General features: G+C 65.5%; 27 protein-coding genes. 14 read left to right on the plus strand and 13 right to left on the minus strand.

Annotated features, from left to right (window positions below):
• Nucleotides 1-47 precede the first annotated feature (47 nt).
• Nucleotides 48-518 carry a GFA family protein gene (locus tag QMZ05_RS25375; protein WP_353703251.1) on the plus strand — a complete coding sequence of 157 codons (471 nt, stop codon included), beginning with the start codon at nt 48-50 and terminating at the stop codon, nt 516-518.
• Between the two features lie 20 nt (nt 519-538).
• On the opposite strand, the gene QMZ05_RS25380 is transcribed toward QMZ05_RS25375, so the two are convergent.
• Complete coding sequence (locus QMZ05_RS25380) at nt 539-1,069, minus strand: hypothetical protein (protein WP_353703230.1); 531 nt, start codon at nt 1,067-1,069, stop codon at nt 539-541.
• Between the two features lie 89 nt (nt 1,070-1,158).
• On the opposite strand from QMZ05_RS25380, the gene QMZ05_RS25385 reads away from it, so the two are divergent.
• Nucleotides 1,159-3,057, plus strand: coding sequence for a caspase family protein (locus QMZ05_RS25385; RefSeq protein WP_353703231.1), 1,899 nt, complete (start codon nt 1,159-1,161; stop codon nt 3,055-3,057).
• A gap of 230 nt (nt 3,058-3,287) precedes the next feature.
• Here the strand turns inward: QMZ05_RS25385 and QMZ05_RS25390 are convergent, their stop codons facing one another.
• Nucleotides 3,288-3,968, minus strand: coding sequence for a DUF1345 domain-containing protein (locus QMZ05_RS25390; RefSeq protein ID WP_353703232.1), 681 nt, complete (start codon nt 3,966-3,968; stop codon nt 3,288-3,290).
• An 18-nt stretch (nt 3,969-3,986) separates the two neighbouring features.
• Nucleotides 3,987-4,907 carry a polyprenyl synthetase family protein gene (locus QMZ05_RS25395; protein ID WP_353703233.1) on the minus strand — a complete coding sequence of 307 codons (921 nt, stop codon included), beginning with the start codon at nt 4,905-4,907 and terminating at the stop codon, nt 3,987-3,989.
• Nucleotides 4,908-5,107: 200 nt separating this feature from the next.
• Between QMZ05_RS25395 and mtgA the strand changes: the two genes are divergently transcribed.
• The 4 genes from mtgA to QMZ05_RS25415 all read left to right on the plus strand — a co-directional run bounded on the left by mtgA (nt 5,108) and on the right by QMZ05_RS25415 (nt 7,450).
• On the plus strand, nt 5,108-5,779 hold the full coding sequence (mtgA, locus tag QMZ05_RS25400) for a monofunctional biosynthetic peptidoglycan transglycosylase (RefSeq protein WP_353703234.1): 672 nt from the start codon (nt 5,108-5,110) through the stop codon (nt 5,777-5,779).
• A gap of 157 nt (nt 5,780-5,936) precedes the next feature.
• Nucleotides 5,937-6,122: a 50S ribosomal protein L32 gene (rpmF, locus tag QMZ05_RS25405; protein WP_021077536.1), complete on the plus strand. Its 186-nt coding sequence runs from the start codon at nt 5,937-5,939 to the stop codon at nt 6,120-6,122.
• Between the two features lie 199 nt (nt 6,123-6,321).
• On the plus strand, nt 6,322-6,960 hold the full coding sequence (locus QMZ05_RS25410) for a hypothetical protein (RefSeq protein WP_353703235.1): 639 nt from the start codon (nt 6,322-6,324) through the stop codon (nt 6,958-6,960).
• 19 nt (nt 6,961-6,979) lie between these two features.
• Nucleotides 6,980-7,450, plus strand: a complete 471-nt coding sequence (locus tag QMZ05_RS25415; RefSeq protein ID WP_353703236.1) for a nuclear transport factor 2 family protein — start codon at nt 6,980-6,982, stop codon at nt 7,448-7,450.
• Between the two features lie 113 nt (nt 7,451-7,563).
• Here QMZ05_RS25415 and QMZ05_RS25420 read toward each other — a convergent pair whose 3' ends face one another.
• Nucleotides 7,564-7,848, minus strand: a complete 285-nt coding sequence (locus QMZ05_RS25420; protein ID WP_353703237.1) for a hypothetical protein — start codon at nt 7,846-7,848, stop codon at nt 7,564-7,566.
• Between the two features lie 219 nt (nt 7,849-8,067).
• On the opposite strand from QMZ05_RS25420, the gene QMZ05_RS25425 reads away from it, so the two are divergent.
• Nucleotides 8,068-9,759 carry a bifunctional diguanylate cyclase/phosphodiesterase gene (locus QMZ05_RS25425; RefSeq protein ID WP_353703238.1) on the plus strand — a complete coding sequence of 564 codons (1,692 nt, stop codon included), beginning with the start codon at nt 8,068-8,070 and terminating at the stop codon, nt 9,757-9,759.
• 189 nt (nt 9,760-9,948) lie between these two features.
• On the opposite strand, the gene phaR is transcribed toward QMZ05_RS25425, so the two are convergent.
• The gene (gene phaR / locus QMZ05_RS25430; RefSeq protein ID WP_050630721.1) at nt 9,949-10,539 is read right to left on the minus strand and encodes a polyhydroxyalkanoate synthesis repressor PhaR; all 591 of its coding nucleotides are present in this window, start codon (nt 10,537-10,539) and stop codon (nt 9,949-9,951) included.
• A gap of 311 nt (nt 10,540-10,850) precedes the next feature.
• Between phaR and QMZ05_RS25435 the strand changes: the two genes are divergently transcribed.
• From QMZ05_RS25435 to QMZ05_RS25445, 3 genes are all read left to right on the plus strand, one after another.
• On the plus strand, nt 10,851-12,029 hold the full coding sequence (locus QMZ05_RS25435; protein ID WP_353703239.1) for an acetyl-CoA C-acetyltransferase: 1,179 nt from the start codon (nt 10,851-10,853) through the stop codon (nt 12,027-12,029).
• 254 nt (nt 12,030-12,283) lie between these two features.
• Nucleotides 12,284-13,009, plus strand: coding sequence for an acetoacetyl-CoA reductase (phbB, locus tag QMZ05_RS25440; RefSeq protein WP_050425845.1), 726 nt, complete (start codon nt 12,284-12,286; stop codon nt 13,007-13,009).
• Between the two features lie 353 nt (nt 13,010-13,362).
• Nucleotides 13,363-14,229: an EamA family transporter gene (locus QMZ05_RS25445; protein ID WP_353703240.1), complete on the plus strand. Its 867-nt coding sequence runs from the start codon at nt 13,363-13,365 to the stop codon at nt 14,227-14,229.
• 143 nt (nt 14,230-14,372) lie between these two features.
• Here QMZ05_RS25445 and QMZ05_RS25450 read toward each other — a convergent pair whose 3' ends face one another.
• Together QMZ05_RS25450 and gloB are read right to left on the minus strand one after the other, a co-directional pair.
• Nucleotides 14,373-14,807, minus strand: coding sequence for a cupin domain-containing protein (locus QMZ05_RS25450; RefSeq protein ID WP_353703252.1), 435 nt, complete (start codon nt 14,805-14,807; stop codon nt 14,373-14,375).
• Nucleotides 14,807-15,574: a hydroxyacylglutathione hydrolase gene (gene gloB, locus QMZ05_RS25455; RefSeq protein WP_353703241.1), complete on the minus strand. Its 768-nt coding sequence runs from the start codon at nt 15,572-15,574 to the stop codon at nt 14,807-14,809. The genes QMZ05_RS25450 and gloB overlap by 1 nt, the downstream gene beginning before the upstream one ends.
• Before the next feature lie 184 nt (nt 15,575-15,758).
• On the opposite strand from gloB, the gene QMZ05_RS25460 reads away from it, so the two are divergent.
• Entirely contained in the window at nt 15,759-16,508 is a 750-nt protein-coding gene (locus QMZ05_RS25460) for a class I SAM-dependent methyltransferase (RefSeq protein ID WP_353703242.1), read from the plus strand.
• Nucleotides 16,509-16,719: 211 nt separating this feature from the next.
• On the opposite strand, the gene QMZ05_RS25465 is transcribed toward QMZ05_RS25460, so the two are convergent.
• Both QMZ05_RS25465 and prmC read right to left on the minus strand, forming a co-directional pair.
• Entirely contained in the window at nt 16,720-17,499 is a 780-nt protein-coding gene (locus tag QMZ05_RS25465; RefSeq protein WP_353703243.1) for a DUF4167 domain-containing protein, read from the minus strand.
• 482 nt (nt 17,500-17,981) lie between these two features.
• Nucleotides 17,982-18,872 carry a peptide chain release factor N(5)-glutamine methyltransferase gene (gene prmC, locus QMZ05_RS25470; RefSeq protein WP_353703244.1) on the minus strand — a complete coding sequence of 297 codons (891 nt, stop codon included), beginning with the start codon at nt 18,870-18,872 and terminating at the stop codon, nt 17,982-17,984.
• 105 nt (nt 18,873-18,977) lie between these two features.
• Here prmC and QMZ05_RS25475 point away from each other — a divergent pair, with 105 nt between their 5' ends.
• Entirely contained in the window at nt 18,978-19,403 is a 426-nt protein-coding gene (locus tag QMZ05_RS25475) for an HIT domain-containing protein (RefSeq protein WP_353703253.1), read from the plus strand.
• A 231-nt stretch (nt 19,404-19,634) separates the two neighbouring features.
• Here QMZ05_RS25475 and QMZ05_RS25480 read toward each other — a convergent pair whose 3' ends face one another.
• The 4 genes from QMZ05_RS25480 to QMZ05_RS25495 all read right to left on the minus strand — a co-directional run bounded on the left by QMZ05_RS25480 (nt 19,635) and on the right by QMZ05_RS25495 (nt 24,534).
• Nucleotides 19,635-20,333, minus strand: a complete 699-nt coding sequence (locus QMZ05_RS25480) for an ABC transporter ATP-binding protein (RefSeq protein ID WP_353703245.1) — start codon at nt 20,331-20,333, stop codon at nt 19,635-19,637.
• Entirely contained in the window at nt 20,330-22,186 is a 1,857-nt protein-coding gene (locus tag QMZ05_RS25485; RefSeq protein WP_353703246.1) for a branched-chain amino acid ABC transporter ATP-binding protein/permease, read from the minus strand. Before QMZ05_RS25485 ends, QMZ05_RS25480 begins: the two co-directional genes overlap by 4 nt.
• A gap of 13 nt (nt 22,187-22,199) precedes the next feature.
• Nucleotides 22,200-23,075 (minus strand): branched-chain amino acid ABC transporter permease, encoded by an 876-nt coding sequence (locus QMZ05_RS25490; protein ID WP_353703247.1) that lies wholly within the window; start codon nt 23,073-23,075, stop codon nt 22,200-22,202.
• Nucleotides 23,076-23,178: 103 nt separating this feature from the next.
• The gene (locus QMZ05_RS25495; protein WP_353703248.1) at nt 23,179-24,534 is read right to left on the minus strand and encodes a substrate-binding protein; all 1,356 of its coding nucleotides are present in this window, start codon (nt 24,532-24,534) and stop codon (nt 23,179-23,181) included.
• A 244-nt stretch (nt 24,535-24,778) separates the two neighbouring features.
• On the opposite strand from QMZ05_RS25495, the gene QMZ05_RS25500 reads away from it, so the two are divergent.
• Both QMZ05_RS25500 and QMZ05_RS25505 read left to right on the plus strand, forming a co-directional pair.
• Nucleotides 24,779-25,267 (plus strand): hypothetical protein, encoded by a 489-nt coding sequence (locus QMZ05_RS25500; protein ID WP_353703249.1) that lies wholly within the window; start codon nt 24,779-24,781, stop codon nt 25,265-25,267.
• A 146-nt stretch (nt 25,268-25,413) separates the two neighbouring features.
• On the plus strand, nt 25,414-25,884 hold the full coding sequence (locus QMZ05_RS25505; protein ID WP_353703250.1) for a MarR family transcriptional regulator: 471 nt from the start codon (nt 25,414-25,416) through the stop codon (nt 25,882-25,884).
• Nucleotides 25,885-26,076: the final 192 nt, after the last annotated feature.

Below are 26,076 nucleotides of genomic sequence, written 5' to 3' on the forward strand. Positions count from 1 at the left end.
GAATGGAAAGGGCCCCAGAACTTAGCCGCGAACCGCCGCATCGCGCCATGGCCGGCGGCAAAATTCTGCGTGAGGAGCAAGTTGTGACCGCATCTGCAAATTCGAATGAAACGATCCTGACCGGCGAATGCTTCTGCCGCGACGTGCGCTACGAGGTGGCCGACGCGTTTGCCTATGCGCTGAATTGTCACTGCTCGAACTGCCGGCGCACCACGGGATCGGCGTTCAAGCCGTTCGCGGGGATCGTGCGCGAAAAATTCACCGTCACCAGCGGCGCCGACGGTCTCCTGATCTACGGCGATGAGATCACCCACGACGCACATTGCGGCCGTTGCGGGTCGCTGCTCTATTCGCAGGTCCGTAACGGCGCTTATGTCCATGTCACGATGGGTACGCTGCGCGATGCGCCTTCGATCCGGCCGACCGCGCATATCTTCGTCGGCTCCAAGGCGCCCTGGTATGCGATCCTGGACGACCTGCCGCAATATCAGGAGCACGTGACGCAAGACGGGGAATAAGTGGCGGGGAATAAATCCGCTCAAGGCAAGTTCTTGCTCTGAGCTTGGTCCGCTTGTGCCGCTGACGTCTCGGACGGCCCCAGCGAGAAGGCGAGCACGACGTCGTCGGCGCGCTGCTTGAACTCCTTGCCGACCGCAGCGCGCGCGGCGGCGGCAAGTTCCTGCAACGGCTTGTCCTGCAGCAGGTGGGGGAAGGTAACGGTCACCGACGTGAGCCGGCCATTGTGCCAGTTGAACCCGACCGCCGGTTTGACCCCGACCATCGCAACCAGATCGTTCTCCACGGCCTTGGCGTGCTTGAAGCCATCGAACACGGCGTCGACCAGGCCGCAGCCCGCGGCGCAGCCGGCCAGCAGCGCGAGCGCAAGGAGGTTTCGGACTATGGCGCCGACCGTGCCGGCCCTGGCAGATGGAACCGCCGCGCTTGTGCCCTGCATCGCGTCCTCCGTGCGTCTGTTCTCGTTGCCCGGATCGTGCACGAAAACGCGTGCCCGGCCAATCCGAACCGGCGGTCCGTTTCCTCGACTAACAGTCAGGATGGCATGGTCCACGCCGGCGCGGATCGTGAGACGCCTCACAAAGTGCCGCGCTTGATTCTGCTAGACGGACCTGCATGCTACAAAACGGCCAGAGTGTCGCCATGAACGGGTCTGGGTTCTTGAACTTGAATCGATTGCTGCTCGCCGTCGCGGCCTTTCTGCTGATCGTCTGCCAGCCGGCCTTCGCCGAGAAGCGCGTGGCGCTGGTGCTCGGCAATTCGGCCTATCGGAACACGGCGCCGCTGGCCAATCCGGTCAACGATGCCTCGGTGATATCAGCGACGCTGAAGAATGCCGGCTTCGACACGGTCGACTTCCGCAAGGACCTGCCGGCCGTCGAGACCCGGCGCGCGCTGCGCGAATTCGCCGACCTCGCCCGCGATGCCGATATCGCGCTGGTCTACTACGCCGGCCACGGCATCGAGGTGGACGGCGCCAATTACCTGATCCCGGTCGATGCCAGGCTGGAGCGCGACACCGACGTCTATGACGAGGCGTTTTCGCTCGACCGCATTCTGGTCGCGATCGAGCCGGCGCGGAAGCTGCGGCTGGTGATCCTCGATGCCTGCCGCGACAACCCGTTCGCCAAGACCATGAAGCGGACGCTGGCGACCCGGGCGATCGGGCAGGGGCTCGCCAAGGTCGAGCCGACCAGCCCCAATGTGCTGATCGCCTATTCGGCGAAGGCCGGGTCGACGGCGGCCGACGGCGACGGCAAGAACAGCCCGTTCACGATCGCGCTGTCGAAGTTTCTGCCGACCCCCGGCCTCGATGTCCGCCGCGCCTTCGGCTATGTCCGCGACGAGGTGCTGAAGACCACCAACAACCGCCAGGAGCCGTTCGTCTATGGCTCGCTCGGCGGCGAGGACGTGCCGCTGGTGCCGGCACCGGCCAAGCCGGCGCCGCCCGCCGCTGCCGCCGCGCCCACGGCACCCGCGCCGACGCCGCAGTCCGAAGCCCGCCGCGATTACGAGCTGGCGCTTCAGATCGGCAACAGAAGCGCGATGAACGCCTTCCTCGCCCAATATCCGAGCGGCTATTACGCCAACCTCGCCAGATTGCAGCTCGAGAAGTTCGCGGCCGAGGACGCGCGCGTTGCGGCCACCGAGAAGGCGCGTCTGGCCGAGCAGGAGCGTGCACGGCTCGCCGCCGAGGGCGCGCAGAAGGCGCAGCAGGCGAAGGCCGAGGCCGACGCGAAGGCTGCCGAAGCGGCGCGTCTTGCCGCCGAACGGGCCAAGCAGGTCGCGCAGGAGCAGGCCACGGCCGCCGAGCAGAAGCGTCAGGCGGATGCTGCGCTCGCCGATCGCGCCGCGGCGAGCAACGCGGTTCCCGATCAGCCGGCGACGCAGGCTGCGGCCGCTCCGTCAGCCCCGCCGGCTCCCCCTGAGAAGACCACGACCGTGGCGGCCCTGGCGACCGGTTCGCCCGAGGCCGATGTGGTCAAATCGGTGCAGACCGAATTGCGCCGCGTCGGCTGCCTGACCGGCGCCGTCGATGGCGACTGGAACGCGGCGTCGCAGCGCTCGCTGACGCTGTTCAACCGCTATGCCGGCACCAAGCTCGACATCAAGACCGCGAGCGTCGACACCCTCGATGCCGTCAAGCTGAAGCAGTCCCGCGTCTGCCCGCTGGTCTGCGAGCGCGGCCACAAGGCCGACGGCGATCGCTGCACCAGGATCGTCTGCGCCGAGGGCTCGTTCCTCAACGACGACAATGAATGCGAGAAGCAGCGCGCGCGGAAGCCGGTCGCCAAGCGCGACAGCGACGAGCGTCCGTCACGCCGCGAGCGCGAACGCACCTTCCATCCGCAGCGCGAGCCGCAGGTCCCGTCCGCGGACATTCCGCGCCCGCAGGGACGTGCAAGGGCGGAAGGCGGCGGCAGCGGTCAGATCATGTGCGATGCCTATCTGTGCCGCCCGGTCAGGCGCGGCTGCCATCTCGAGTACCGCGGCGGCGGCGGCCCCGGCGGCAACGTCGGCAATGTCGAGGTCTGCAACTAGCGCGCCTGATGACGTTTGCTCGTAAGCGAGCGGCGGACTCCACCTCGCCCCGCCTGCGGGGAGAGGTCGGATTGCATCGTAGATGCAATCCGGGTGAGGGGGCTCTCCGCGAGCGCAGCTGTCACCGTTTGCGCGGAGACAGCCCCTCACCCCAACCCTCTCCCCGTAAGAACGGGGCGAGGGAGCGCAGCGCCGTCGCGGCCGCTTTGCGACCCAATTCTATCGCGAAGCTAAATCAAGCTCGCCGCGATGTTCACCATCAGCGCCAGCAGCGCGGTGTTGAACACGAACGAGATGATGCCGTGCACGGTCGCGGTGCGGCGGATGATCTTGTCGGTGATGCCGACATCGGAGACCTGCGCGGTCATGCCGATCACGAATGAGAAATAGACGAAGTCCCAGTAGTCGGCGTCGGCATGCTCGTCGCCGCTCGGAAACTGCAATCCGCCGGGCTTCTTGCCGCGATAGAACTCATGGGCGTAATGCAGCGCGAATGCGGTGTGGACCATCGTCCATGACAGCGTGATGGTGACGATCGCCACCGCCAGTCCGGCCGGGCTGCCCTTGGATGCGCCGAGCTCGAACACGATGGCCAAGAGGCTCGCCAGCGCGCCGAACGCGGTCAGCAGCAGGATCAGGAAACGGCCGTCGTCCTGCAATATGGCGCTGCGTTTGATGTGGGCGACACCACAGCGCAGCATCATCACATAAGCGAGCACGAGATAGAGCGCGGCGAAGGCGTCCCAGCCCGCGAGCAGGCGCGTGACGAGGCGCGTCGAGCCGGGGATCAGCAGCGCAACGACGATGCCGAGCACGATTGAAGCGAAGGTGCGCGGCCGGCCCACCACCACGCGGACCGGCATCGGCAGCTTGCGGAAACGAACAAGGCGGTCGTCGAACTCCCTGTTCATTTCGCGCTTTGCCTTCGGCTAGTTCTTGCGATCGGCAACGAAGCGGGCCGCGGCGCGCAGCACGTCGCCCCGATCGCCGAACACCGACAGCGCGGCATCGGCGCGCGCCAAGAGGTCGCGCACGCGCTGCTTGGCGCCGTCGATGCCGAGCTGGGTGACGAAGGTGGTCTTGCCGAGCGCGGCGTCGGCGCCGGCCGGCTTGCCGAGTGCGGCGGCGTCGCCCTCGACGTCGAGCAGGTCGTCGGCGATCTGGAACGCCTCGCCGAGCGCTTTGCCGTAATCGTCGAGCGCCTGGTATTCCTTCTGCGAGGCCTGGCCTAGGATCGCGCCGGCGATGCAGCCGAAGCGGAGCAGCGCGCCGGTCTTCATCTGCTGCAGGCGGGCGACGTCGACCGGCTCGCGGTCGCCGAAGCGGCCTTCGCCGGCGAGGTCGAGGATCTGGCCGCCGGCCATGCCGCCGACGCCGGAGGCGCGCGCCAGTGCGCGGGTCAGGAGCAGGCGGACCTGGGCATCCCTGTGGATCGCATCGCGGGTGATGATGTCGAAGGCGAACGTGAGCAGCGCGTCGCCGGCGAGGATCGCGGTGGCGTCGTCATAGGCCTTGTGCAGGGTCGGGCGGCCGCGGCGCAGATCGGAATTGTCCATCGCCGGCAGATCGTCATGGATCAGCGAGTAGCAGTGGATGCATTCGAGCGCGGCGCCGACCAGCAGCGCGGATTCGCGCGGAATGCCGAACACCGCGGCGCTCTCGACCGCCAGGAACGGCCGCAACCGCTTGCCGCCGCCGAGGCTCGAATAGCGCATCGCCTCGATCAGCCGCTTCGGGCGCACGATCTCGTCGCTCTCGGTCGCGTCGGACAGCAGTTTTGCGAGCAGGGCTTCGGTATCCTCCGCGGTCTGGTCCAGCCGCTTGGAAAACTCTGCAGTACCGGTCGTCATTAAGAATTGCTCCAGATCGATTTTCGGCCGGACAATCGTTGATGAGATCGGCTTCGTCAATTCCACCCTGCGACGGATTCGCGCCTTAAAAGTGCTGGAAAAACCGTGAATTATCCCACAGACATCTGACGGCGTCGGCCGTGTCCTGGCGGGCGGGTGCCAAATCCTTGCTGAAGAGGTCCTCCCCGGGAACCCTCGTTTTGCGCATTGTCCGAATTTTATTGCTGCTTTTGCTGGCCGTGCTGTTGCTGCCCTATCTGGTGACGCCGTTCTACCGCACCGGTCAGCCTGTTTCGGCCTTGATGGCGTGGCGGACCCTGCGCGGGGCCCCGGTCACGCGGCATTGGGTCGATTTCGGCACGATGTCACCCTACCTGCCCCGCTCCGTGGTCGGCTCGGAGGACGCCCATTTCTGCAAGCACCGGGGCATCGATTGGGGCGCGCTGCGCGAGGCGCTCGACGACGCCGAGGACGGCGAGGCGGCCCGCGGCGGCTCGACCATCACCCAGCAGGTGGCCAAGAACCTGTTCCTGTGGTCCGGCCGCAGCGTGATCCGCAAGGGGCTGGAACTGCCGCTGGCGCTCTGGATCGACTTTGTGTTGCCGAAGCAGCGGATCCTGGAAATCTACCTCAACATCGCGGAAATGGGCCCGGCCGGGCAGTTTGGCGCCGAAGCCGGTGCCCAATATGCCTTCGGCCGCCCCGCCGCGGCGCTGTCGCCCCGGGAAGCCGCGCTTCTGGCGGCGATTCTGCCGAATCCGGTCAAAAGGAGCGCCCGGAGCCCGGGGCCGGGGGTGCGCAGGCTGTCCGGAACCTATATGGCCCGGGCCAATACCGTGACGCGCTGCTGGCGCGAAAATCGCGGCGATTGAGCGCGATTTCGGGCGCTTTTTGCTGTCTGCAGCCCTAGCTTTACGGAGTGCCTTCCTCTATAAGCGCGGCCTTACCGGCATCGCAGCTTGCGCTTCTAAGCGCTGAGCCCGTCCGCATTTCGGACGATGCCTCCGCAACACCCTAGAGGACACCGTCATGGCCGTTCCCAGAAGAAAAACCTCGCCGTCGCGCCGTGGCATGCGCCGTTCGGCCGATGCGATCAAGACCCCGACCTATGTCGAGGACAAGGACTCCGGCGAGCTGCGCCGTCCGCACCACCTCGACCTGAAGACCGGCATGTACAAGGGCCGCCAGGTTCTGAAGGCCAAGAAAGAGTCCTGATCGGACCTTCGGCCCTGCGCCGCAGGCTCGAGCATGACCCGGAAACGTGCGTAGCGGTTTTCCGATAGGGTTCATGCTCCAATCAAACGGCGCTGCGCCTGAATTCGGCCAACGAGTGCGGTCAAGACGGGCGCGTCCGCGGCGAAGCCAATGAGCATCGCCGCATTGCTGGTTCTCCCTGAATAAGGCGCAAGCCCCGATGGTCGGTTTTCCGCTGCTGCTCGTTCCGCTCGCGGTCTACAACATCATCGCTTTCCTGATGCCCGGCGTGTCCTTCACGGACCCGCTGATCAGGCTGACATTGCTGTCGGGCGAAGTGTGGCAGATCACGCTCAGTGACATGCTGCTTGCCGCCGGCGTGCTGCTGTTGCTGCTCGAAGTCATCAAGGGCGCGCGCCCCGGCGCGAAATATCTCACCGACCATCTGCTGTCGCTGATCGTGTTCGGCGCGGCCGCCGCCGAATTCGTGCTCTGGCCGAAATTCGGCAACTCCACCTATTGCCTGCTCGCGCTGCTGGCGCTGGTCGATTTCATTTCCGGCATTGCGCTGCGCACCCGCCGCCGTGCGGTGGTCGCGCCTGCGGCGCCGGCACCGAGCGTCAGCAAATCGCAGCCCGAGGCCCCGCAGCCCGCGCCCGTCGCGCAGCCTGCGCCGCAGCCCGAACCCGCGCCTGTCGCCGCACCTGCGCCCGCTGCGCCGCCGCCGGCCGCGCCCGTTCCTTCGGCGACGTCGGTCGCCGAATCCGTGCTGCTCGATCAGTCCGCGCCAAAGCCGACGGTGACCTCGCCGGATTTGCAGCCGGGCGGCCAGCCGTCGTCGGAGGCGCCGCAGCGCTAGAGCGTTTTCGGGGGAGGTCATGAGCGAAGAGACACCCCTTCCGATCGCCGATCCGACGACCACCCGATCGATCTTCGACTGGCTTGAACGGTTCGCCGCCTGCGTCAGGGCGGTCGACTATGCTGCCGCCCGTCCGTTCTGGCATTCGGACATCATCTCGTTCGGCACCTATCAGGAGCTGATCCACGGCCGCGCGCGCTGGACCGAGATGCAGTGGGATAACGTCTGGCCCCGCACCGCGGATTTCGCCTTCGATCTCGCGCATACGGAGGTGCTGATCAGCGGCGATGGTGGCATGGCGACGGTGATCACGCCGTGGACCAGCACCGGCTTCGATGCGGACGGCAGCCGCTTCGATCGGCCGGGGCGGGCGACCATCATCCTCGCGCGTCAGGCTGACGGGCGCTGGCTCGGCATTCATTCCCACATGTCGCCGCGCCGCGGCGTGCCGCAGGACAGCCACGGCAACCGGCCGGTCAGGGCTCGCTGATTAGAGCGCGATGAGCTTAGATCGAATCGGGTTGGCTGTGTGCTCGCTTTACCTCTCCCAAGGGAGAGGTGAACCTCCGTTGCCGATCCGGTTCGACCTAATCTCATCACGCTTTAGATGATCTGCCGGGTGCGCCGCGCAACGCTGCGGCGTTCGTCGATGTGCGGGCCGTAGGCGGTCTGCGCGTCGGCCAATGACCCACGCCGCAACCCGCGCGTCTGCGGCTCGTGTGCGGCAGTTGCGATCAAGTGAGCCAGGAATGAAGGGTCGCCGTGGGGCAGCGGGATCTTGGGTGCCCAATGGGTGGTCACGGCCAGCGGCACCAGAGCCGTGCCGGTCACCCCGGCAGTGTCGGTGAACTCGCCGTCGAGGACCTTTGACTGATCGATATCGAGCATCGCCTGCGACCCGTTGGAGCGTCATAGTCTGGGACGTTGCGTCCCTCTGCAACACCCTCATGGCAAGGGTCATGCCCGCCATCCCCAGTTCGTTCCGCGGCAGTCGAAAACGTGGTTTCCAGATTATTTATCAACTTCTCCTAGCGTTGGATTCGCCGGAACCACTATCTTGAGAGCGTACAGAATCACCGGGTGCCGTCCCAAATCGAGACATGTTCGATGCCCCCTGTCCCGCCAGCTGCCAGCATCCTCGCCTCGCTCGGCCAAGCGACATTCGCCTGGGACCTGGCGAGCGACGCGATCGCCTGGAGCGACAATGTGGCGACGGTCTTCCCTGATATCCCGGACGCGGCGCTTGCGAGCGGCAGTGAGCTCGCAAAGCTGATCGAGCCGTCGCGCACCATTCGCGTCGACGCGCTCGGCCAGACCGGACCGGCGCGGAGCGGGGAGCCGGTGCCTTACCGGATCGAGTATGGCGTACGGGCCGTCACCTCGGCGCCGGTGATCTGGATCGAGGAGACCGGCTGCTGGTTTGCCGGCGCCGACGGCCGGCCGGCGCGCGTTGAGGGCGTCGTCCGCATCAACAATGAGCGGCATGCCCGCGAGGAGCAGCTGCTGAAGCTGTCGCGGCACGATCCGCTGACGGGCGAGCTCAACCGCACCCATCTGATCGCCTCGCTCGCCGAGAGCATCGAGGAGTGCGCCCGCTTCCGCACCTCCTGCGCCTTCATGCTGATCGGCATCGATCATCTGGCGCGCGTCAACGATGCGTTCGGCTTCGACGTCGCGGACGCCGTCATCGCCGAGGTGGCGAAGCGGATTCGGGCCCGGCTGCGCAGCGGCGACATGCTCGGCCGCTTCTCCGGCAACAAGTTCGGTCTGATCCTGCGCAACTGCACCGTCGACGATACCAACGTCGCGGCCGAGCGATTCCTTGCCGCGGTGCGCGACGAAGTGGTGCCGACCAAGTCCGGCCCGGTGTCGGTGACGGCATCGATCGGCGCCGTCACCATCCCGCGCCATGCGAAGTCGGCGGAGGAGGCGGTCAATCGCGCCCAGGAGACGCTGGACGCCGCCAAGAGCCGCCGCGCCGGATCGTTCGCGCTGTGGAAGCCGAATGTCGAGCGCGATGCGCAGCGCCGCGTCAACATCCGCGTCACCGACGAGATCGTCACCGCGCTGAACGAGCGCCGCATCGTGATCGGCTTCGAGCCGGTGGTCGATGCGCGCTCGCGGCAGCCTTCGTTCTACGAGTGCCTGGTCCGGATGGAGCAGGACGACGGCCGGGCGCTGCTGGCGCCCGACATCGTGCCGGTCGCCGAGCGGCTCGGCCTGATCCGGCTGGTCGATCATCGCGTGCTGGAGCTTGCGATCGCAGAGCTCGCCTCGGCCCCGGGCGTACAGCTCAGCCTCAACATCTCACCCGACACCACGATGGATCCGGACTGGTGGGCCACCATCGAATCCTTGATGCGCGCGCATCCCGGCGTCGGCGAGCGGCTGATCGTCGAGATCACCGAGACGGTCGCGATCCAGGACATCGACGACGTCCGCGGCTTCGTCACGAGGCTGAAGAATTTCGGCAGCCGGATCGCGATCGACGATTTCGGCGCCGGCTACACCTCGTTCCGCAACCTGCGCAAGCTCGGCGTCGACATTGTCAAAATCGACGGCGCCTTCGTGCAGAACATCGTGCGTTCGGCCGACGACCGCGCCTTCGTGCAGACGCTGATCGATCTCGCGCGCCGGCTTGAGATCAAGACGGTCGCCGAATGGGTGCAGGACGAGGAAGCCGCCGTGATGCTGCGCGAATGGGGCTGCGACTTCATCCAGGGCCGCCTGATCGGCCTCGCCTCGCCGGACCGGCCTTGGAACGCGCCGGCGGAGAAGACGGTGCCGGCTGCGGGTTAGTCGGCCTGCGCTGCAAGACCCGTCATCCTGAGGTGCGAGCGGAGCGAGCCTCGAAGGATGCACGGCCCGGCTGGTGGCCGTCGACCCTTCGAGACGCGCGCTTTTGCGCGCTCCTCCAGCGACAAAGGCGAAGCCTTTGCGCGGGGGTGACGGATCACGACGCTGAACGCACCGCGCGGAAGCGAAGCCCTACTCGTCCTTCTTCGCCGGCTGCGACATGCGCTCGAGGCGTTCCTGCATGTCCTTCATCTGGCGGCGCAGGTCGTCGATGTTGCCGTCGTCAGGCGCGGGCTCCGGCACCTTCTCGGCTTCAGCGCCACCGCGCTGCGGCACGAACGGCTTGAACATCGAGAAGGTCTGCTGGAACAGCTCCATGTTGCGGCGGACCTGCTCTTCCAAGGGCGCAAACGGCGTGCCGCTCAGGGCACCCGCGATCTGCTTGCGGAATTTCTCCTGTTCCTTGGTCAGCGTCTCGATCGACTGTTCGAGATATTTCGGCACCACCATCTGCATGCTGTCGCCATAGAACCGGATCAGCTGGCGCAGGAACGTGGTCGGCAGCAGGTTCTGTCCGGCCTTGTTCTCCTGCTCGAAGATGATTTGCGCGAGCACGGAGCGGGTGATGTCGTCGCCGGTTTTCGCGTCGTAGACGAGGAAATCCTCGCCTTCCTTCACCATCGCCGCGAGATCCTCGAGCGTCACGTAGGTGCTCGTACCGGTATTATAGAGCCGCCGGTTCGCGTATTTCTTGATCGTGGTCGGTTGTTCAGATTTTGCCATGGGCTCTCACTTCAACACCGAAGAACCTGGAACCCCACGGCATCGCCGCAGGGCAAAATGCAACGCATCGCAGCAAAGGTAAGCATTTTCAAAGCGGTTCGGCTACCGTTTTGTGCTGTGCGGTTAATTCCAAAGCATAGGATTTGCTCAGGAATGTGCCAAGGGCGTCATTTTGAGTGCGTCGCGGCGCGATTTGCGCGTCAGCGCGATTGACATGTCCCGGCGAGGTTTACAGGATAGTCACCAAGAGACAGGCCCGCCAACCGGCCGCCCGCCGTCGAGAAACCCAGCTACAACCATAGGAGATGTCCATGTCAGACGATGTCGTCATCGTCAGCGCCGCCCGCACCCCCGTCGGTAGCTTCAACGGCGCGTTCGCCACCACGCCGGCCCACGACCTCGGCGCGATCGCCATCAAGGCGGCGCTGGAGCGTGCCGGCATTGAGGGTGGTCAGGTCTCCGAAGTCATCATGGGCCAGATCCTGACCGCGGCGCAGGGCCAGAACCCCGCCCGCCAGGCCTCGATCGCGGCCGGCATCCCGGTGGAAAGCCCGGCCTGGGGCGTCAACCAGCTCTGCGGCTCGGGCCTGCGCACGGTGGCGCTCGGCTACCAGGCGCTGCTCAACGGCGATTCGTCGATCGTCGTGGCCGGCGGCCAGGAGTCGATGAGCATGGCCCCGCATGCGCAGTATCTGCGCGGCGGCGTCAAGATGGGCGGCCTGGAGCTGATCGACACCATGATCAAGGACGGCCTGTGGGACGCCTTCAACGGCTACCACATGGGCAACACGGCCGAGAACGTCGCCAAGCAGTACCAGATCACCCGCTCGCAGCAGGATGAGTTCGCGGTCGGGTCGCAGAACAAGGCCGAGGCGGCGCAGAAGGCCGGCAGGTTCAAGGACGAGATCGTTCCGGTCACCATCAAGTCCCGCAAGGGCGACATCGTGGTCGACGCCGACGAGTATCCGCGTCACGGCGCCACGCTCGATGCGATGGCCAAGCTCCGCGCCGCCTTCGAGAAGGACGGCACCGTGACCGCCGGCAACGCCTCGGGCATCAATGACGGCGCCGCCGCCGTCGTGCTGATGACCGCCAAGGAAGCCGCCAAGCAGGGCAAGAAGGTGCTCGCCCGCATCGTCTCGTGGGGCCAGGCCGGCGTCGACCCCAAGATCATGGGTACCGGCCCGATCCCCGCTTCGCGCGCGGCGCTGAAGAAGGCCGGCTGGAACATCGCCGACCTCGACCTGATCGAGGCCAACGAGGCGTTCGCCGCGCAGGCCTGCGCGGTCAACAAGGACCTCGGCTGGGATCCGGCGAAGGTCAACGTCAATGGCGGCGCGATCGCGATCGGCCATCCGGTCGGCGCGTCGGGTGCGCGCGTGCTGGTGACGCTGCTGCACGAGATGCAGAAGCGCGATGCCAAGAAGGGCCTCGCGACGCTGTGCATCGGCGGCGGCATGGGCATCGCTATGTGCGTTGCACGCGACTGAACAAGAGGCAGCGAGGCCGGCTAGGTGATGAAAAGATCATCTGTCAACCACGGCGCGAACTGATAGAAAAGATGCCCGGCTTTGCGCCGGGCATTTTTGTTTTACGCGAGCATGATCCGGAAAAGTGTGACGCGGTTTTCCGAACAGATCATGCTCAAAAAGGGAGCTGAAGCGCGACGATCTCATCGCGCTTGGTTGTGAGTGCGTAGGCCGGAGTTATCCGGTTATAAAAGACGGCCAAGGAGGAAACGGACATGGCACGTGTTGCATTGGTGACGGGCGGAACGCGCGGTATTGGAGCTGCGATCAGCAAGGCGCTGAAAGCGGCGGGCTACAAGGTGGCGGCAAGCTACGCCGGCAATGACGCCGCGGCGGAGAAGTTCAAGGCGGAGAGCGGGATTCCGGTCTACAAGTGGGACGTCTCATCGTTCGACGCCTGCGCGGCCGGCGTGAAGCAGGTCGAGGCCGATCTCGGCCCGGTTGACGTGCTCGTCAACAATGCCGGCATCACCAAGGACACCGCTTTCCACAAGATGACGCTCGAGCAGTGGAATGCCGTCATCAACACCAACCTCGGCTCGCTGTTCAACATGACGCGCCAGGTGATCGAGGGCATGCGGGCCCGCAAGTTCGGCCGCGTCATCTCGATCTCCTCGATCAACGGCCAGAAGGGCCAGTTCGGCCAGGTCAACTACTCGGCGGCGAAGGCCGGCGATATCGGCTTCACCAAGGCGCTGGCGCTGGAGAACGCCAAGGGCGGCATCACCGTCAACGTGATCTGCCCGGGCTACATCAACACCGAGATGGTGCAGGCGGTGCCGAAGGACGTGCTCGAGAAGAACGTGATCCCGCAGATTCCGGTCAACCGGCTCGGCGAACCCGAGGAGATCGCGCGCGCTGTGGTCTTCCTCGCGGCCGACGACGCCGGCTTCATCACCGGCTCGACGCTGACCGTGAACGGCGGCCAGTATCACGCCTAGTCGCCTTTACATTCATTGCCTGCGACAAACGCAGGCGTTCGCGCTAGCGACGAAGCAATCCACGCCGGTATGACGCCGCATGGATTGCTTCGCGCTTTTCATCAGCAGGGCTGTTGTCGGCGGCCACTCGGAACTGTAATCCGTCATCCTGAGGAGCGCGAACGCGCGTCTCGAAGGATCGACGGCCCGGGTGTTTCCGCACACAAGGTCTTTTCTCGCGGCGGCTGCGGGGCCGTGCATCCTTCGAGGCTCGCTACGCGAGCACCTCCAGCGACAAAGGCGAAGCCTTTGCGCGGGGATGACGGTGATAGAACGATGTGCCGGTGCCGGCCTTGACTCGCAACGATAAGACAATGACGACCCGAACTGCCACCCTTGTCGGACTGACCGCCATCCTGATGTGGTCGCTGCTGTCGGTCATGACGGTTGCGACCGGGGCGATACCGGCCTTCCAGCTCGCCGCCATGACGTTTGCGATCGGCGCCGCGTTCGCGTTCGCAAGCTTCCTGTTGCGTCCGTCGGCCTTCGGCGCCTTGAAGCAGCCGCTGGTCGCCTGGGTCGTCGGCGTCGGCGGGCTGTTCGGCTATCACGCGCTGTATTTCCTGGCGCTGCGGTTCGCGCCGCCGGCCGAGGCCGGCCTGCTCAACTATCTCTGGCCGCTCTTGATCGTGCTGTTCTCGTCGCTGCTGCCGGGCGAGCGGCTTGCGATCCATCACATCGTCGGCGCGCTGCTTGGCCTGGTCGGCACCGTGCTGCTGTTCGCCGGCAATACCGGCGCCTTCACCAAGGAGCAAATTCCAGGCTTTGTGGCGGCGTTTGTCGCGGCGTTCGTGTGGGCGGCCTATTCGGTGATGTCGCGGCGGCTCAAGGCGGTGCCGACAGATGCGGTGGCGGGCTTCTGTCTTGCGACGGCGGTGCTCGCAGCAGCCGTGCACATGATGGTGGAGACCACGGTGTGGCCCGCGACACCGCTGCAATGGCTCGCCGTCGTGGCGCTCGGCATCGGTCCGGTGGGCGCGGCGTTCTTCGCCTGGGACATCGGCATGAAGCGCGGCGACATCCGCGTGCTGGGCGCGGCATCCTACGCCACGCCGCTGCTCTCGACCGCGTTCCTGATCGCAGCCGGCTTTGCCAAGCCGAGCGCCAACATCGCCATCGCCGCGATCCTGATCGCCGGTGGCGGGCTGATCGCGGCGAAAGACATGGTGTTGAGAAAGTAGGATAGGCAGAGCGAAGCCTGTTTCACCGTCACCCTGAGGAGGCCGCAACGCGGCCGTCTCGAAGGGTCGACGGCCCCCTCCGTGTGGCCGATTCATCCTTCGAGGCTCGCTCCGCTCGCACCTCAGGATGACGGGAAGAAGACCTAAGAAGCCGGCTCCCAGCCCTTCGGTGCCAGCTCGAACTTCGCGAACTCGAATCCCGGTGCAACCGTGCAACCGACCAGAGTCCAGTCGCCGCTGCTTTCCGCGGCCTGCCAGGCGCCCGCCGGCACGATCGCCTGTGGCTGTTCGCCGCGCGCGACATCGCCCCCGAGCATGATCGACTGCTGTAAGCCGCCGTCCTCTGCGATCTTCAGCGTCAGCGGCGCGCCGGCGTAATAGTGCCACATCTCGACGGCGTCGATGCGGTGCCAGTGCGAGCGCTCGCCGCGCGCGAGCAGGAAATAGATCGCGGTCGAATGCGCGCGTCCATTGGCGTCAGTGCGCTCGTCGCGAAACGTCTCGCGATAATGCCCACCTTCCGGGTGCGGCTTCAGGTCGAGCCGCGCGATGATGTCGGCAGCCGAAAGGTCGGCCATCATGACTTGTTCTTGCGCTCGCGGAGTTCACCGAACACCAGCGCCGGGTCGGCGCCCTTCATGTGCAGCTTGGCCGCGACCGCAGGTTCGTCGGCGCGCAGGAACACGTTGGCCTTCTTCTCGTCGCCGAGCAGCACGGGGATCGTCGGCTTGTTCTCGGCGCGCAGCTTCGTCACTTCCTCGGCACGCGCCTGCAGATGCGGATTGTCGGCCTCGATGGTGAGCGCGAATTTCACGTTGGAGGCGGTGTATTCATGGCCGCAATACAGACGAAAATCGTCCGGCAGCGAACGCAGCTTCAAAAGCGAATCCCACATCATCGGATAGGTGCCTTCGAACACCCGGCCGCAGCCGATCGAGAACAGCGTGTCGGCGGCGAACACCGCCTTCTCGCTGTCGAACACGTAGGAGATATGGTCGAGCGTATGGCCGGGCGTTTCCACCACGCGGGCCAGGAGACTGCCGACCTTGATGACGTCGGCATTGGCGGCGCGCAGATCGACATTGGCGATCTTCGCCGACTGGTCGTGCGGGGCGACGACGCGGCAGCCGTATTTCTGCTTCAACTCGGCGACGCCGCCGACATGGTCGCCATGGTGATGGGTGATCAGGATGTCGGTCAGCGTCCAGCCTTCGCGCTCCAGCGCCTTAATGATCGGGCCGGCCTCCGGCGCGTCGATCGATGCCGTCGCCTTGGTGGCGGGATCGTGGATCAGGTACCCGAAATTGTCGGTGAGGCAGCTGAAGGTGCGAATTTCGGCGGTCATGATGTCTCCACGAACAAACGGGACGGGCATTTCAGAGCATGATCTTTTCGAAAAACCGGTGGCCACTTTTTCGGATCATGCTCTTAACGCGCCCAATATAGGTGTGAAATATGGCGTTAACGCTCCGGCGGCAACGCAATTTTCCGCGCACCCCGGCGGCAGGGGGCATGGTAGGCTAGCGATCATGGACGTCATCGACCTCCGCGACTTCTATTCGCAGCGCCTCGGCATCGTGGCGCGGCAGCTGATCAACCGCGGCATCCGTGCACGGTGGTCGAACGCGGAAGGCCAGCGTGTGCTCGGGCTCGGCTATCCGACGCCTTACCTCGGCCTGTTCCGCGATACCTGCGAGCGCTGCATTGCCTTCATGCCGGCGGCCCAGGGCGTGCTGAAATGGCCGACCGGCCGGCCGGCGCTGGCGACCCTGATCGACGAATTCTCGATGCCGTTGCCGGATGCCGCGGTCGACCGCGTGCTCTTGGTGCATGCGCTGGAGATGTCCGACGATCCAGAGCGACTGCTGCGCGAGGTGTGGCGGGTGCTGTCGCCGTCGGGGCGACTGATCGCGATCATCCCGAACCGCCGCGGCGTCTGGACGCGCACCGACGCCACGCCGTTCGGCCACGGCCGGCCCTATTCGCGGGCGCAGATCACCCAGCTGTTGCGGCAGACCTGGTTCACGCCGGCGTCATGGGGCGAGGCGCTGTTCATGCCGCCGGTGCAGGGCAGCTGGTTCCTGCGCTCGGCGATGGCGTGGGAGCGCGTCGGCGCGGCGCTGTCGATGCCGTTTGCCGGCGTGCATATCGTGGAAGCGAGCAAGCAGGTGTATCGCGCGATCCCGGCGCGCCGCGAGCGCACGCAACTGATCCCGTCATTGCGGCCGGTGCTGGTGCCGTCCTCGACGGCGACGCGCAAATCGAGTCACTCGGAATAGTAAGACGACGCAGCCGTGACGCGGATCATTCAGCCTCCCCTGGAGGGGGAGGGTCGTTGCGCATGAAGCGTAGCGAAATGCGTAACGGGGTGGGGTGATCTCTCCGCGCGGGCACTACCCGTGTTGAGAGATCACCCCACCCCGTCTCACATTCGCTGCGCTCATGTGAGCCGACCCTCCCCCTCCAGGGCAGGGTGGCTGCGCGGCGCGTTTACTCGTTGCCCGGATTGAAGTCGTCGCTCGGCGCGGGCTGCGTCGCCATGTCGGGGCGCGGGCCATGCGGACGGCGGCGGCGGCGCGGGAAACGCTCGCTGCGCTCGCCGCGTTCGGCAGCACCGCCGTTGTTGCCTTCATAGGCGCCACCGTTGACCTGCGGCTGCGCGCCGCCGGTGATGAACGAGGGCAGGCGATCGACGCCGCCGGCATCGGCCATCGCGGGCTGCGGCTGGTTCTGCGGTTGCGGCTGGTATTGCGGCTGCGGACGATGCTCGCGTTCGCGGTGTTCACGCGGCTGCTGCTGGTCACGCTCGCGGTGCTCGCGCGGCTGCTGCTGCTCGCGCTGGTACGGCTGCTGGCCGTTGTCGCGCATGAAGGGTTGCTGCTGCTGCGGCACGAAGCCCGGCTCTTGGCCGAAGCTCGAGTAACCGTCGCTGTCGTCGTCGCCGTCCTCGGTCGCGACCGGTTCGGCATCGGGGCGCGGCTGCTGCTGATTCTGCCGGAACTGCTCCTGTGCGGCCGCGATGATCCGGTAGTAGTGCTCGGCGTGCTGGTAGTAGTTTTCGGCTGCTACCGGATCGCCGGAGGAGCGTGCATCGCGCGCGAGCTGGACGTATTTCTCGGCAACGTGGGAGGCCGTGCCGCGGATCTTGATGTCGGGTCCGTTCGATTCGTACACCCGTGTCAGGGGATTCTGGCCGCGCCGGTTATTGTTGTTATTATTGTTGTTGTTATTCCGGTTGCGCATCCGCTTGTTGTTCTGACCGTTTCTCATCTGTCGCCTTTTATTCCAGCCCTGAAGTTATTGCAGTCCACAGTCCGATTTCTCAGAAGTCCGATTTGCAAAGTCCGATTCGACGCGCGCCTAGGCGCACGGAATCGCAATACCGTTCGAAGTGGCTTCGATGTCGCTGACCATCTCGTTCAGCAAAGTCGCGTTCAGCAAATACGCGTTCCCCAACCGCCGGCAGATCGCGCCAGCGACCAAATCATTCCGCCCGTCGAGACAGGCCCAGCTCTCGTGCGTAAGTCTTCAAGCGCAATAACAGGCTTTCGTTCGCTTGGCGGTCGAGAGCAGCACAGCTTCGGCTATTGCGCTCTGTGAGACCTGCGTTCCTGGAACCTTTCGATCGGCGGGCTCTGCTGAACCCTGGTCATCACCCGTAACGGTTTACGGGGCCAGCACCGATGTTGTGCCCGGAACGTAGTCGTTCCCCGGGGATATTCCAAGAGGTTTTTTTGCGTTCCAATAGGACTTTATCGGGGCGGCCGGCGGGCGGAAACGGCCCTCGGAATGCCCCCCAGATCGGTCCTGGGCGGCCCCGTTGGGGATAACCCCGAAGCCGTCATCAGCGCTTCAACGTCGCCGCTCTGGCCCTGTCCGACTTCCACAACCAGAAATCCATCCGAGCTCAAAAGACCCGCAGATTGCGAAATCAGCGCGCGGTAGGCGTCGAGCCCGTCGGCGCCGCCGTCGAGCGCCGCGCGCGGATCATGCGCGCGCACCTCGATGTCGAGATCGGCGATGTCGGCTGAGGGGATGTAGGGCGGATTGGACACGATCAGGTCGAACGTGCCGGTCAGCCCGCTGGCATAATCGCACTGGATCCATGTGGTGCGATCTGCGAGCCCGAGCGCGGTGGCGTTCCGGCTCGCGGTCTCAAGCGCGTCCGCCGAAATGTCGGTGGCGAAGCCATGCGCGTGGCGCAGTTCCGAGAGCAGCGCCAGCAGGATCGCGCCGGAGCCGGTGCCGAGATCGGCGATCCGCAACGCGCGGTCGGCCGCACCGTCGGCCCGCAGCAGTTCGAGCGCGCGCTCGACCACGGTCTCGGTGTCGGGACGCGGCACCAGCGTGGCGGCGGAGAGATGCAGCGGCAGTCCCCAAAACTCCTTGATGCCGAGAATGCGCGCGACCGGTTCGCCGGCGAGGCGGCGCCGTGCGAGGGCCTCCACGCGATCCGCTTCGTCCTTCGTCAGCGTGCGCCTGGCGCCGGTGACCATGCCGGTCAGGTCGAGCCCCAGCGCGGCGCCGGTCAGCAGCCGCGCGTCGAGCTCGGCATCGTCACCGCTGACGTCCCTGAGGCGCGCGGCGAGCGCGCGCCGGGCGCTCTCGACGGTCTGGCTGCCATGTTCAGGTGCGGTGCTCATTGCGCGTTGTTAGCCGATGGTCGATGCGGCGTCGATATGGCTTGCGCCGCGCGTTGCCCGCGCGCACGGTCGACGTCTCAAATGATCGATCCGGAACGCGTGACCATGACGGGATATGACGACCAGAACATCTTCGCAAAAATCCTCCGCGGCGAGATCCCGAGCTTCAAGGTTGATGAGACCGACCGGACCTTTGCGTTTCTCGACATCATGCCGCGCTCGCCGGGACATACGCTGGTGATTCCGAAGGCGCCCGCGCGCGGCATCCTCGACATCGCGGACGACGACCTTGCCGCGGTGGCGCGGACGGCCAAGCGCATCGCCATCGCCGCGATGAAGGCGTTTGCCGCCAACGGCATCATCATCCAGCAGTTCAGTGAGCCCGCCAGCGGGCAGGTGGTCTTCCATCTGCACATGCATGTGATGCCGGTGAAGGAAGGCGTCGCGCTGCTGCCGGCGCAGACCCGCAAGGAGGAGATGGACGTGCTCGCCGATCATGCCAGACGCATGATCGCGGCGCTGGCAGGCTGAACGCGTCCATGACGAGATTGGATCGAACGGCAGTCGGGAAGGCGGCACGGTCCTTTCCCAACAAACGCAGCTTGCGGGCCAGAGGTGCTCGCACGATTTCTGAATATTAGAAATATATCCCTGAGTTGCCCGACGAGTCAAGCCGCCTTGTCGAACGCGGGCAGCCGCCGGCTCCTTTGCATGGGGTTGTTTTCGATATTTTGGCGGCGCGCCCGCGGTGGCGGGTTCGCTCTACACCCCGAGATACCGTTGCAGCACGTCAGGCTGCGCCTTGATCTCCTGCGCGGGCCCTTCATGGACGATGTGTCCGTTGTTGATGATGTAGATGCGCTGCGCCAGCGCCAGCGTCGCAGCGAGGTTCTGTTCCACCAGCACGATGGTCTGTCCGGCCTCGGCGAGATCGCGGCACGCCCTCATCAGGTCGCGCACGATCACCGGGGCCAGTCCCTCGAACGGCTCGTCGAGCAGGATGATCTTGGGATCGCGCACCAGCGCGCGTGCGATCGCCAGCATCTGCTGCTCGCCGCCCGACAGGTCGGTGCCGCGGTTGCCGCGCCGCTCCCGGAGCCGCGGAAACATCTCGTAGATGCGCTCGAGCGGCCAGCGCTGTGAGGCGGTCAGGCCGGCGATCACGAGGTTCTCCTCGACGCTCAGGCTGCCGAAGATGCGGCGCTCCTCATGAACCAGCTGCATGCCGGCCTGCGCGATTCTGTGGCTCTTCTTGCCGGCGATGTCGACGCCGTCGAATCTCACCGAGCCGCGGCGCGGGGTGACGACGCCCATCAGGCTCTTCAGCGTCGTGCTCTTGCCGGCGCCGTTGCGGCCGAGCAGCGCCACCACCTCGTTGCGCTCGACGCGCAAGGAGACGTCGAACAGGATGTGGGAATCCCCGTAATAGCTGTTCAGTCCGTTGACCTCGAGCAAACTCATGCAGCGAGCTCTCCATGCACGCCGCCAAGATAGGCTTCCTGGACGGTCGAATTGTTCTTGATCTCTTCCGGCGTTCCCTCGACCAGCACGCGGCCTTCCTGCAGCACGGTGACGCGCTCGGCGAGCTCGAACAGCGCATCCATGTCGTGATCGATGATGATCATGGTGCGGCCCTGGCTGATCGACTTCAGCAGCTTCACGGTCTCGACGCGCTCGCGCGGGCTCATGCCGGCCAAGGGTTCGTCGAGCAGCAACAGGCTCGGCGATGTCGCGAGCGCCAGCCCGATCTCCAGCCGCCGCTTCTCGCCATAGGCGAGCTCGGAGACCGGCGTATCCGGCCGCGAGGTGAGATTGACCAGCTCGAGCGTGTGCTGCACGCGCTCGGACAGGCCGGGGATGCTGTCGATGCTGCGGAACAAGTCGAGCTTGAACTTGCCGCGAAGCCCGGACAGCGCCGCGATCACGAGGTTCTCGCGCACGGTCAGCCCCGCGAACAGCTGGTTGACCTGGTAGCTCTTGGTCAGGCCGAGCTGGCAGACGTCGGTGACGTTCATGCCGGTGATGTCGCGGCCCTCGAACATGATGGTGCCGGAAGTCGGGTGCACCTCGCAGGTAAGCATCTTGAAGAAGGTCGATTTGCCGGCGCCGTTGGGGCCGATGATGCCGCGCAGTTCGCCGTGATTGACCGTGAAGTCGATGTCGCTGTTGGCGAGCAGGCCGCCATAGCGCTTGGTCAGGCCCTTGGCCTGGAGGATCGGACCCGAGGGACTTCCCTCGGGGCGGGGCCGCACAGGCGTCGGCGGGGCGGTTACCGCGGCGTGCGGCGTGCTTGCGACGGCGACCACCTGCGGCTCGCTCTCGTCCGGCTCGCGCGCGCCGCGCTGTCCGGTCAGCAGGCCATAGAGATCGGCGAGCCCGCCGATGATGCCGCGGCGCAGGAAGCACACCAGCAGAACGAACACGATGCCGAGCACGAGCTTCCAGGCTGCGCCGAGCCCGAGCGCCGCCTGCAGGAAGTCCTGCAGCGACAGCCACACCGCGGCTCCGACCAGCGGCCCGAACAGCGTGCCGCGGCCGCCGATCGCGGTCTGCATCACGAGTTGGCCCGAGGTGTCGAAGGTGAACGCGTCGGGCGGCATGAAGGCCTGCAGCACGCCGAGCAAGCCGCCGGCAAAGCCGGCATAGGCGGCGGCGATCACGAAGGCGGTCAGCTTGTAGCCGTGGATGTTGTGGCCGACCGCGGTCGCGCGCAGCGGGTTGTCGCGGATCGCACTGAACACGGCGCCGACCGGCGAGCGCACGATGCGCAGCGCGATCACGACGCCGATGAAGTAGCACAGCGCCAGGAACTGGTAGAGCGACCAGCCGGTGGTGAAGTGCAGCGTGGTGAAGCCGAGATTGAAGCTCGGGGTCGGCACGCCCGGCAGCCCGTTCTCGCCGCCGGTGAAGTCCGACAGCGGATTGAACTCGACGAAGAAGAACACCTCCGCGATCGCGACCGTGATCATCGCGAAGTAGATGCCGGTTCGGCGCAGCGCGATCAGGCCGATCAGGTATCCGGTGGCGGCCGCCGCGATCATGCCGATCACGAGCGCGAGCACGACATACGGGAAGCCGGCGCGGGTCAGCAAATAAGCGGCGACGAAGCCGCCGGTGCCGTAGAAGGCCGATTGGCCGAACGACAGCAGGCCGGTGAAGCCGAACAGGATGTCGAAGCCGAGGCCGAACAGGCCCCAGACCAGGATCCGGTTCACCGTGTTGGGTGCGAAGCCGAGCCACGGCAGCACGAAGGGCGCGAGGACCAGGCCCGCGGCGGTCAGGAATTCGATCAGATATGGGCGCTGCTTCAGCATTTGGGATCCGTCGTCATTCGCGGCCCTGCATGCCGAGCAGGCCGTGCGGTCGGAGCACGAGCACGAGCGTCATCGCCGCGAACAGCATGACGTAGGCGTAACCGGGGTTGAACATCGAGGTGATGCTGATGATCTCGCCGGCGATCAGCCCGCCGAGGATGGCGCCGGGAAACGAGCCGACGCCGCCGATCACCACCACCACGAAGGTCTCGACCAGGATGTCGTCACCGACACCCGGCGTCAGCGACACCACGGGCGCGTTGATGATGCCGGCGAAGCCCGCGGCCATCGCGCCGATGCCGAACACGATCATGAAGACGCGGTAGACGTTGATGCCGAGCGAATCGACCATCACCGAATCCTCGATGCCGGCGCGCACGATCATGCCGAGCCGGGTGCGGTAGAGGACCAGGAACAATCCGCCGAGCGCAACCGCGACGATGCCGACCACGGCGAGCCGGTAGGTCGGGTAGAACAGGAAGCCGAGCGAGGTGATGCCCTGCAGCATCGCCGGCGGCGGCACCACCTGCGACTGGCTGGTGAAGATCAGGCGCACGATCTCCACGAAGCAGATGCCGAGTCCGAACGTGACCAAGAGCTGGTCCTCATGCGGGCGGTGGTAGAAGTGGCGGATGATGATCCGCTCCATCGCGACCCCGAGCACCATCACGAACAGCGAGCCCGCGATCACCGCGAGAATGAACGAGCCGGTGTAGGAATAGGCCACGTATCCGGCGTAGCCGCCGATCATGAACATGGCGCCGTGGGCGAGGTTGAGCACTCCGAGCGTGCCGTAGATGATCGTCAGTCCGGAGCTGATCAGCGCGAGCAGCGCGCCGAGCGCCAGCCCGTTGAAAAGTTGCGAGACGAAATTTGGCCAGTTGATCATGGCGTGCGTTCAGTTGGCCCGGTCAATGGAGGATAGGTTCCGACACAAAGCGACGCCGCGGATCGGGTCGCCCCGCCCACGGCGCCGAGTCGTCCCACGTCGATCAGGTGTAATCGCCGAGATGGCAGCCGAACGCGTCCGGCTTCTGCATGAGGCCGTCGCCGGGAACGATTTCGACCACCTCGTAATAGTCCTCCTTGTTCTTCATCTCCTTTTCCATCTTGCCGCGGACGATGATGACGGGACGGACGCACTGGTGATCCTCGGGGCGGTAATGCACGTCGCCGACCAGCGAGGGGATGGTCTCGCCCTTCTCATAGGCCTTGATGACATCGGGCGGATAGAAGCTGCCGGCTTCCTCGACCATGCGGGCCCAGTGCGCGAAGCTGACATAGGCGTTCTCGGCGCCCCATTCCGGCTTGTAGCCGAACTTCTTCTCGAAGGTGTCGTTGAACAGCCTGGCCAGCGGATACTTGTCCTCGATGGTCCACCAATAATCCGTCGCGGCGTAGACGCCCTGCATCAGGCCGCCGGTCTCGCGGGCGATGAACGGCACTTGGTAGGGCACCACGAGCTTCATCTTGTCGAGCACGCCGAACTGCTTGGCCTGCTGCGTCGACAGCACGGCGTCGTGACCCCAGTTGACGTTGATCAGCACGTCGGCGCCGGAGTTCGCGACGTTGAGCAGGTACGACGAATAGTCGGGGGCGCCGAGCGGCGATACCTGATTGGTGACCGTCGTCCAACCCGCCTGGGCGAGGAAGTCCTGCATCGACTTGGTGACGGTGTGGCCGTAGGTGTAGTCCGGCGTCAGGTAGGCGGCCTTCTTGCCCTTGCCGAACTGCTTGATCAGCACCGGCGCGATCGCCGCCGCGGCGGTCTGGCCGAAGAAGTTCTGGCGGAAGCCGTAGCGCACGCAATCCTTGCCGGTGGTGTCGTTGGAGCCGGAGATGCCGCAGACGAAGATCACCTTCTCGCGCTGCGCCAGCTTGTTCAGCGCGACCGCGACCGCGCTCGACGTGCCGCCGGTGATCATCACCGCCTTGTTCTCCGAGATGAAGCGCTGCTGCGCCTGCACCGCCTCGTTCGGCTTCGCCGCGGAATCCGCGACGCCGTACTTCAATTCCTTGCCGAGCACGCCCTTTGAGGTCTTCGGCGAGATCTTCTTGATCAGCTCGTGGCCGCTGTTGATGTGCTCGATCGCGAGCTGATAGCCCTTCAATTCATCCTCGCCCTGCACCGCGTAGGTGCCGGTGCGCGGCACCGAGATGCCGATGAAGGCGGAAGAGCCGGACGTGCCGGCGGGGAAGGTCCCGATCGCCGGCTTGTCCTCGGCGAATGCTTGTGATGCGATCGAGGCCGGCAGCACGGTGCCGCCGATCAGTCCGGCGCCGGCCTGCAGCAGGGTGCGACGCGAGACGTTGAATGCGCTGCCCGGCCGAAAATCCTTGGTGCTCATCGCTCGATATCCTCCAATTATATTGATTGTTGGCGCGCATGTTCATTGGTCGCCGGATCGGATCGATCGGCGGCTGGATGCGCCGGCTGCGATGGAGCAGCCCGTCGCAGCTACAATTCCCCACCGGGATATTTAGTCAATGTCACCTTTCGTCGAATCATATCGGCCTACGATAGAATTAATGTCGTTCCACGATGTATCGAGGGTTTACCGCCCGGGTGCGGGTCCTGTAAGTGAAGGGGCGATGATCCACGAGCCTTCAAGTCGCAGCGCGAATACCGCGGAGCACGCCGTCACCGCGGACGGCGGCGCCGAGCCATCGGGCGGCCTGAGCATCCGCGCGATGAACGTCCTGAAGGAGTTGTCGGTCGAACTGACCGACGACGTGCCGCCGAAGGTCGGCTGGACGCCGCCGGACGATCTGCTGCGCCTGCTCACCGCACGCCATCTATCGACGGCGCGAAATTGCGGCCGGCAGACCATGCGCGAGATCATCGATTGGGCCGCCTCGCGCGGGATCTCGATCCCGGCGCCGCATCATACCGGCAAGTCGCTGTCCGAAGTCTGGGGCGGTCTGGTCGAGCGGGCCTCGGCCGGGCATCTCACCAAGAGCGAGATCACCGAGGCGCTGGAGAAGTCGATCCGCCGCAGAAGCCCGCGGATTCCGGTCGCCTTCCAGATCGTGCTCCTGAAGATATTGAGTTCGAGCTACGATCACTGGCCGCAGCCGTGACCTTGCCGGACTGCCCGGTGCGACAGTCAAACCGTTGAAAACATAAGTGCAAAGGCTGCCGGTAGGATGGTCCGCCCGGCGCGGGCTTGCTAGCGTCGCGTAGGCTTCTGCCGTCCGGCGGAGCGAACCAGCGACGGGACGACGGCATGCCTCAGGCCAAGCAGCGACGAACGCCAGGCGCGACCACGAAACGGAACGCGGTGGCCGCGACGGTGGACTACCGGGCGCTGGCGCAGTTTCGCTTCGAGCTGCGGACGTTTCTCGCGTTCAGCGAAGAGGGAGCCCGCAAGGCCGGGCTGACGCCGCAGCAGCATCAGGCGCTGCTCGGGATCAAGGGCTTCGTCGAGCCCGGCCCTCCGAGCGTCGGCGATATCGCCCGCTTTCTGCTGATACGGCACCACTCCGCCGTCGAATTGATGAATCGCATGGCCAAGCTCGGGCTGGTCAGCCGGGTCACCGATCCCGAGGACGGCAGGCGGGTTCAGCTCAAGCTGACGGCGAAGGGCGAGCAGAAGCTGCAGGCAATCTCGAAGAAGAACATCGAGGAGCTGCGCCGCGCCGCGAGCCCGGCATTGCGCCGCTTGCTGAGATCCTCACCGCAGCCCGGCGAGCCGTAAGCGGCCGCGCGCGTTAGAGCGTTTTCGAGCGAAGTGGATACCGGTTCGCGTGAAGAAAACGCGTCAAGACAAAAACCTAGAGCCCCGTTCCGATTCCATCGGAACGGGAAAGGCTCTAAAGCGTGATGGCATTAGGTTCGATAGCCTGAATTTTCGAGGTAGTTCGCGCATTCCTCTGGGGTGAATGCTGTC

It is taken from the genome of Bradyrhizobium sp. INPA03-11B (genome assembly GCF_040446015.1).
In the GTDB taxonomy this organism is placed as follows: domain Bacteria; phylum Pseudomonadota; class Alphaproteobacteria; order Rhizobiales; family Xanthobacteraceae; genus Bradyrhizobium; species Bradyrhizobium macuxiense_A.